At 42.9% G+C, this 7,194-nt stretch carries 7 protein-coding genes; all 7 read right to left on the bottom strand.

Annotated features, from left to right (window positions below; all coding sequences use genetic code 11):
* Positions 1–511 precede the first annotated feature (511 nt).
* The 7 genes from LFUMFP_RS01130 to LFUMFP_RS01100 all read right to left on the bottom strand — a co-directional run bounded on the left by LFUMFP_RS01130 (position 512) and on the right by LFUMFP_RS01100 (position 6,988).
* Entirely contained in the window at positions 512–1,180 is a 669-nt protein-coding gene (locus LFUMFP_RS01130; RefSeq protein WP_025083989.1) for a Crp/Fnr family transcriptional regulator, read from the bottom strand.
* Positions 1,181–1,201: 21 nt separating this feature from the next.
* Positions 1,202–1,744 carry a ferritin-like domain-containing protein gene (locus LFUMFP_RS01125; protein ID WP_025083988.1) on the bottom strand — a complete coding sequence of 181 codons (543 nt, stop codon included), beginning with the start codon at positions 1,742–1,744 and terminating at the stop codon, positions 1,202–1,204.
* Positions 1,745–1,757: 13 nt separating this feature from the next.
* A complete protein-coding gene (locus LFUMFP_RS01120; RefSeq protein WP_025083987.1) occupies positions 1,758–1,979 on the bottom strand; it encodes a heavy-metal-associated domain-containing protein in 222 nt (73 codons plus the stop codon).
* 75 nt (positions 1,980–2,054) lie between these two features.
* A complete protein-coding gene (locus LFUMFP_RS01115) occupies positions 2,055–3,905 on the bottom strand; it encodes a heavy metal translocating P-type ATPase (protein WP_106483577.1) in 1,851 nt (616 codons plus the stop codon).
* Positions 3,906–4,034: 129 nt separating this feature from the next.
* A complete protein-coding gene (locus LFUMFP_RS01110) occupies positions 4,035–4,877 on the bottom strand; it encodes an alpha/beta hydrolase (protein WP_106482895.1) in 843 nt (280 codons plus the stop codon).
* Positions 4,878–4,969: 92 nt separating this feature from the next.
* Positions 4,970–5,395, bottom strand: a complete 426-nt coding sequence (locus LFUMFP_RS01105) for a universal stress protein (RefSeq protein ID WP_199190588.1) — start codon at positions 5,393–5,395, stop codon at positions 4,970–4,972.
* Between the two features lie 24 nt (positions 5,396–5,419).
* Positions 5,420–6,988: an Nramp family divalent metal transporter gene (locus LFUMFP_RS01100; RefSeq protein ID WP_106482893.1), complete on the bottom strand. Its 1,569-nt coding sequence runs from the start codon at positions 6,986–6,988 to the stop codon at positions 5,420–5,422.
* Positions 6,989–7,194 lie beyond the last annotated feature (206 nt).

Raw genomic sequence — 7,194 nt, 5'->3', positions numbered from 1 at the left:
TTAATTTATTTGCTAGCGAATTGACTTCGCAAATATGTTGTGCCCCGAAGGGCGACCCTACACATTTGATTTGTCGAAACTTTGTTCAGTTTTCAAAGGTCTACATCAGATACTTGTATGTTGCTCGCTCTGCATTTCTTAACAAGCAACACAATAAATCTTACCATGTGGATAATTAACTGTCAACAACTTTTTTAAAAATTATTGATTAGCGAATCAGACACACGTTCATCTCTCGACGACATAGAATATCTTACCACCGTACGGGAGTAACGTCAATCACAAATTACATATTTTTCCAAAAAACTTGTTTTTATGCATAAATAGCTAAATACATCTTTTAAAATCTTCATAAACTCACTATTGATTATCTTCTAATAACTCTTTAACAACGCGTTTAGTTTCCGATTATTAAAAATTGGTATACCTCAAATTAAAAAGAACTAAAACAACTTAAAAAAGGCCGTTTTTAGCGATTTAATCACTAAAAACGGCCTTTTATTCATTTATTTCAATAAAAATCTTCAAGGTTTTCAGAATTCAGAATGCTAATTGCCCGTCCTTGCCGTTCAATCAGACCCGCTTCTTCTAATTTTTTTAATTTTCGCGATAACGTTTCTGGCGTAGTTCCGATAAAAGTCGCTAGTTCCTTTAACTTCATCGGAATCATCACTTGCGTTTGATTGGTCACTTTCATTAAATCTAATAAATAGGTCGCAACTCGCGATTCAACCGATTCGATATTGATTAGATTCGCCTGTTTTTCCAATTGTGTCATTTTATCGGCGGCATCTTCTAATAATGACAAACTGATTGTCGGGTAGGTTAATAACAATTCTTGAAACGCAGTCCGCGATAACGTACATAGCGTACTGTCGGTCAACGCCTCACCATAAATGGTGGTTTCTTGTTTCGTAAACAAGGCCTTCTCACCCTCAAAAGCGCCGGGTTCCATAATCCGCAATAATTGTTCTTTGCCAGTCGCCGCCAATTGATAGACCTTAATCTGACCTTTCGCTAGAATCACCAACCGGTCTGCCATCAATGGGCTAAATACTTGTGTGCCTTTAGCGACGACCTGATGTTGGGTGATCTGCGAAATCTTAACTAAGCTGTCGTGATCCAATTGGTTAAAAATCGGCACTAGTTCGGCACAAATATGTTGCTTTTCAACTGTCATTAACCCACTTCCTTCTATCTATTAATCGTCATCTTCTTCTAAACCATCTTGTGGCGTTAGATTCAATAAACTTTGTAACACTCGGATTTGGTGTTGATTGCGCCCCAAAAGATCGATTAATTCATTGGCCAAAGCTAAGCGATTTTCTTTTTGCGCTAATTTAATCGCCCGCGTCACAAATAGATTAGCCGTTCGATAGTCAGCTACCAGTTCAGTCGTCATCATGGCCGGCGTCCAATATTTAATCCGCGCATCTTCGGTTAACATCCCGTATTCCTGATATTCGGCGGTCGTCGTCGGAATGACTTCCCCTTCATCTAATAATCGTTGGGCGGTTCTCTCTAATAATACCCCATTTTCGACTAATAAATCAGCCAGTATGTTTTTGAACGCCAGACTTGTCATACTGGTGGCATACCATTCCATCTGTTGTAACTTTCGTTGTTCAATCGCTAAGTTCGCCATAATATGGCCAATCATTGCACCCGCAGTTGGCGTGTGATGATCAACATCAGCCTGTTTAATTTCGGCTTGGTACTTGGTTTCAATCGTTGTTTTATCCATGATTAAATCACTCCTACTTCACTTTAATATTTTGAACGGTGTACCCCAGATTCGTGACAACTTGTGCTAATTGTTCCGGATTCGTCGCCGTTTCATCGTATTCCGTTTTGACTTTACTAGCATTGAACAACACTTTCACAGTTTTGACGCCGACCTGCTGTTCAACTGCTGCTTCAATTTTTTGTAAACAGGATGGACATGAGAGTTCATCTAATTGCATGACTAATTTTGCCATTTTAATGACCACCTTTCTTTGATTACCCTAACCATACTGCAACCTCCCCGATTAAAAATTGACCGTCATCAAGTTTTATTTAATCAGGCGCATCGCATTCAAAATCACGACTAAGATACTTAATTCGTGAACCAACATCCCACTGGCCATTTGCACTTTGCCTAAAATCAAACCAACCAATAACAAAGCCACTGTTCCGATAGCAATCACAATATTCTGCCGTAAATTACGCGCTGTACGCCGCGCCAATTGCTTGGCTTTCACCAATTCGGTCAAGGTCGATTGCATTAAAACGATATCCGATGTTTCAATGGCGACATCTGTCCCAGCACCCATCGCGATTCCAATATCCGCCGTTGCTAGTGACGGACTATCGTTAATGCCATCTCCGACAAAAGCGACCGTTTGTCCTTGCGCTTGGGCTTTTTTAACAAACGTCACCTTCTCAGCTGGCAATAAATTGGCATGGTATTCCGTAATACCCACTGCTTGTGCGATATTTCGAGCCGCTTGATCGTGATCACCCGTCAACAACATTAAACGCTTAACCCCGTTTTGCCGAAGCGCCGTTAACATCTCGGCCGCATCCGGTTTAAGCGTGTCGGCCACCCCAATTAATAACGCTAATTGTTGATCAATTGCGACTAACACAATTGACTGACCCGCTTTTTGGGCACTATCAATCGCCCGCATCTGGTCTTGGGTCAACACAATCCCCGCTTGCGTCAAAAGTTTCGCGCGACCAATTCGAATCGTTTGTTGACCAACTACTGCTTGAATTCCTAAACCTTTAACCGTTTGGCTATCGGTAATTTCCGATGTCATCGCTAAAGATTGTTGTGCGACGTAAGTCACAATCGCTTGCGCTAATGGATGATCCGATTGCCGTTCAACTGCGGCGGCGATTGCTAGCGCTGCATTTTTATCAGCCGTAAACGATGTGACTTGCGCCACCGTCATCTTCCCCCGCGTTAAAGTGCCAGTTTTATCAAAAATCACAGTGTCGACGCCCGCCATCGTATTAACGACTTCGCCACCTTTAATCAGCACCCCGTTCTTAGCGCCATTACCAATGCCAGCCACGATTGAAACCGGTGCGCCAATCACGAGTGCGCCTGGACAACCGAGGACTAAAATCGTAATCGCTAATTTAAAATCACGCGTCACCAAACCAATCAGGATTGCCAACACTAAAACCGCTGGTGTGTAATAGGTCGCAAAACGGTCGATAAAGCGCTCGGCAGTTGACTGGCTATCTTGGGCGTCTTCCACCAATTCGATAATTTTAGCAAAAGCCGTATCATCGCCGACTTGATTTGCTACCACGGTGATCGTGCCATTATCGACTAAAGAGCCCGAATAAACAGCTGCGCCAATTGATTTCGTGATTAATTGGGCTTCCCCGGTAATGCTGGCTTCATTAACATACCCGGTCCCGGCAACGACTTGGCCATCGACCGGCACTTGCGCCCCCGCTCTGACTAAAACTCGATCGCCAACCGCAATCTCATCGACCGCGACCGTTTCGAATTGATCCGAGCCCACGATTTTAACGGCCGTTTGGGGGGCCATCGCGGCTAACGAACGAATCGATTCGCGCGTCTTTTTTAACGTTTGTTGTTCTAAAAAACCGCCGAATAAAAATAACCACGTCACAATTGCCGATTCATGATATTCGCCGATGATAAACGCCCCGATGACCGCAATTGAAACTAATAAATCGATACTAATCACTTTGACCTTCAACGCTTGATACGCTTGCAACATGATTGGAATGGCACCAATAATCGACGCCATCACTAATAAACTGTTCATGAAACCATTTGGCAAACCGAACCAATGCCCACCATAAGCGCCGGCAATCAATAGACCGCTGACTAACGCGATGTGATTTTTATGTTGTTGAAACCATTTTTGAATTTGCATCTGCATTGCCTTCCTTCTATCTGAATGTCCTTATTATAGAAAGAAACGGCTTTTTAATAATTGATGGGGATCAAGTTTACAAAAAAATAGCACTAAACCCGATTCATTCATCAGATTTAATGCTATTAATTATTTTCCCCACAAAAACTGACCCACTTGGTGATCGACTTGAGCATTGGCATGTAGCGCGCTATGTTGGGCTTTTTCTCCCGTTATCTTGACTTCGCGATAACTTTTAGCCCGTCCCTGCAATAAATACGCGAGCGATTGTGATGAGACATTGCTGACCCGACCATCGGAATGGCTGCCATCGCCCAAATCACCATAAATATTCAAAATTTGCAGTTGTTTAGCTGGCACCACTTGGCGTAAGGCTAATAGCTGCCGATAAGTCGCATTCATTTTGACTGGTTCACCGGACGCCTTCAGTCGATTCTGATTAGCTTGATCGTCCATTCCCAAAATGCCATCAAAATGACCGGCGATATTCACTTGTTTCGCTAATTGCGGTAGTTTGGCATTTTCCGCATTATTTAATAAATAATAAGCCAACGTGAGATTGCCCATCGAATGCGCGACGACGTTGAACTGTTTAAAATGGTGTTGCTGATTGACTGCAACCAATACCTTTTTAAACCAACGACTCGTGATTTGATAATTGCCCTGTTTATTATTCTGAAACAAGACCTGGATGATTGGCCGTTTGGTTTGTGCGCGCCAATTCCCGATTAGCGCCACTTGCCCCGTTGAACTGACCTTGGCCGTCAACACCTTGGTCGCGTCCTTTTGCTGTTCTGCCGCTTTAATCATTCGATTGGTCGAATTGGCAGTCCCACCCCAACCGTGCAGATAAAAAGTCGGTACTTGATTGCGCGCACTGACTTTGGTTGGTGGCGTGTTAGCGGCGAAATACCAACCGAGTAATCCAACAATCACTAAACTCCCCAGCATGATTTTAACCCATTTTTTCATCAATTGATGCCCCCACAAGCTTTTAAAACCACTTTAGCACATCTCAATCCCTAATAAAAAAAGAAGGCTCATGGCCTTCTTTTTTGTCGTCCTTAACGGACAACTAATACTGGAATCGGTGCGTATTTCGCCATATAGGCCGCTTGACTCCCAAAATATTTAGCGACTCCCTTTTGCGATTTTGAACCGACAATTAATAAATCGGGTTGGACTTTTGGAATCACTTGGTCAATGATTGTTTCGCCTGGTTCGCCTTCCGCAATCACCACCCGTACGTTTTGAACGCCACGTTGTAAGGCTTGATTGCGATAATTTAAAACGTGCTTTTCTAAATCAGTATATTCACCGTGCACAAAATCCTTATTCAACGCTTGATAAACGTTCATCTCATCACTTTCAAGAATTGAAACAATTACGAGTTCTAAATTTTCTTTTTTCGCTTCTTCAATCGCGTAATCAAATGCCATTAACGCATCTGGCGAATCGTCCACGCCTACTAAAATACGGTGCATTGCCATCATCGTCATTCTTCCAACCTCCGCTTATTTTTCAGTCGCTAATTGTTGTTCAAATCGTTGGTTGCCCTTGCGCAATTCGATAATCATCCAGACTAATAACGCTAATACACCGACAATCAACACATAGGCAATATCATCTGCCAAAGCGAGTTGCCCGTTAGTGGCTTGATCACCGAAGAAGGCTTCAATTTGTCCCGGTAAACCAATCATATTCAAATACGTTAATCCGATGACGGACAACCAGCCTAATCCTCTAATCAGTAAACTATTTTTGAACCGGTCCCCCATTTCAACCCGACTATCTGTAAACATCAATAATGGCAACATTGAAAATGGTAAGGCAAACGCTAGAAAGACTTGCGAATTATTCATCAACGTATTCAACGCTTCGTGTTCTTCAACTGCCGGCTTACCGCTCGTTAACATGACACAGATTAAAACCGGAATCACCGATAACAACCGCGTGACTAAGCGCCGCAGCCATAACGGCATTCTTAAATGCACAAACCCTTCCATAATTACTTGGCCGGTTAAAGTCCCAGTAATCGTTGAATTTTGACCAGAAGCTAACAACGCAACCGCGAATAGTGTCGAAAGGACACCTGTTCGCGCGACACTGGCTAACAAGCCATTGCTCATAGTCGATGTATCGGATAACGCTTCAAACAATCCGAAGAACGATGGATCCTTGACTGCGCCGGTTTTGAAAACCGCCACGCCCATAATTAACAATAAGGCGTTGACGAAGAAGGCCATCGTCAATTGAATATTCGAATCCCAAGTCGAAAAACGAACGGTTTGAGCGACCTGTTCTTCGTTATGACGATCAATTTTCCGCGTTTGTGACACTGCGGAATGCAAATACAGATTATGTGGCATAACCGTCGCACCGATAATTCCCAAAGCACCTGTTAGTGGTGTTTGACCACCAATATGTTTAGTGGTCGAAAAAGTTTGGGCGTTCGGGACTAAACCTTTGATGACCCCATTCCAATCAGGATTGGACAAGGCGACTTCGTAAGCAAAGACCACAAAAATCACGACAATCAAAGCGACGACGATTGCTTCGATTTTCCGAAAACCAATTTTGGTTAATAATAATAAGAGCATGACATCTAAAACCGTAATGAACACCGCAATCATCAGTGGTATCCCGAATAATAAATACAGGGCAATCGCGGCCCCAATGACTTCGGCAATATCCGTCGCCATAATCGCCAATTCCGTTAAAATCCATAAAACAATGCCTAATGACTTACTCGTGCGCGCCCGAATCGCTTGCGCTAAGTCCATCTGAGTTACAATGCCTAGTTTAGCCGCCATATATTGAAGCAACATCGCGATTAAACTAGACATTAAAATCACGGACATCAGCAAGTATTGGAAATTTTGACCCCCGGTAATCGACGTTGACCAATTACCCGGATCCATATACCCCACTGCCACTAACGCGCCTGGTCCTGAATAAGCCAATAATAGCTTCCAAAAACCTTTGCCTTCCGGCACTTCAACGGTCCCATTAATTTCTTCTAGCGATGGCCCGTTGGCATATTCAATCAACTTATGTTTCTTTGGTGCTTTTGTTGCGGTCATTCATCCCACTCCCTTACATCCCATTTGTCTACGACATCCTTATTGTACGCCGTTTTAATCAGATGTAAAGAATATTTTTAGTAATGCCTAACTTTTATATTTTATTTTATGGTGAATTTTATAATGAAGTTAGCCACCGCTAACTAAAAAACGCCACGTGAATTTCATGTTATATTGAAGTTACCACTAACTTTCAATAGACAAGG

It is taken from the genome of Latilactobacillus fuchuensis (assembly GCF_900258455.1).
Classification (GTDB): Bacteria; Bacillota; Bacilli; order Lactobacillales; family Lactobacillaceae; genus Latilactobacillus; species Latilactobacillus fuchuensis.
The sequence above is the reverse complement of the archived record's forward strand: the minus strand, read 5'-3'. Positions and strand labels throughout refer to the sequence as shown.

Coding starts and splice junctions, on each gene's coding strand:
- LFUMFP_RS01125 (WP_025083988.1), bottom strand. CDS start 1,744: ATGGATAAAACAACGATTGAAACCAAGTACCAAGCCGAAATTAAACAG.
- LFUMFP_RS01100 (WP_106482893.1), bottom strand. CDS start 6,988: ATGACCGCAACAAAAGCACCAAAGAAACATAAGTTGATTGAATATGCC.
- LFUMFP_RS01115 (WP_106483577.1), bottom strand. CDS start 3,905: ATGCAAATTCAAAAATGGTTTCAACAACATAAAAATCACATCGCGTTA.
- LFUMFP_RS01105 (WP_199190588.1), bottom strand. CDS start 5,395: ATGGCAATGCACCGTATTTTAGTAGGCGTGGACGATTCGCCAGATGCG.
- LFUMFP_RS01110 (WP_106482895.1), bottom strand. CDS start 4,877: ATGAAAAAATGGGTTAAAATCATGCTGGGGAGTTTAGTGATTGTTGGA.
- LFUMFP_RS01130 (WP_025083989.1), bottom strand. CDS start 1,180: ATGACAGTTGAAAAGCAACATATTTGTGCCGAACTAGTGCCGATTTTT.
- LFUMFP_RS01120 (WP_025083987.1), bottom strand. CDS start 1,979: ATGGCAAAATTAGTCATGCAATTAGATGAACTCTCATGTCCATCCTGT.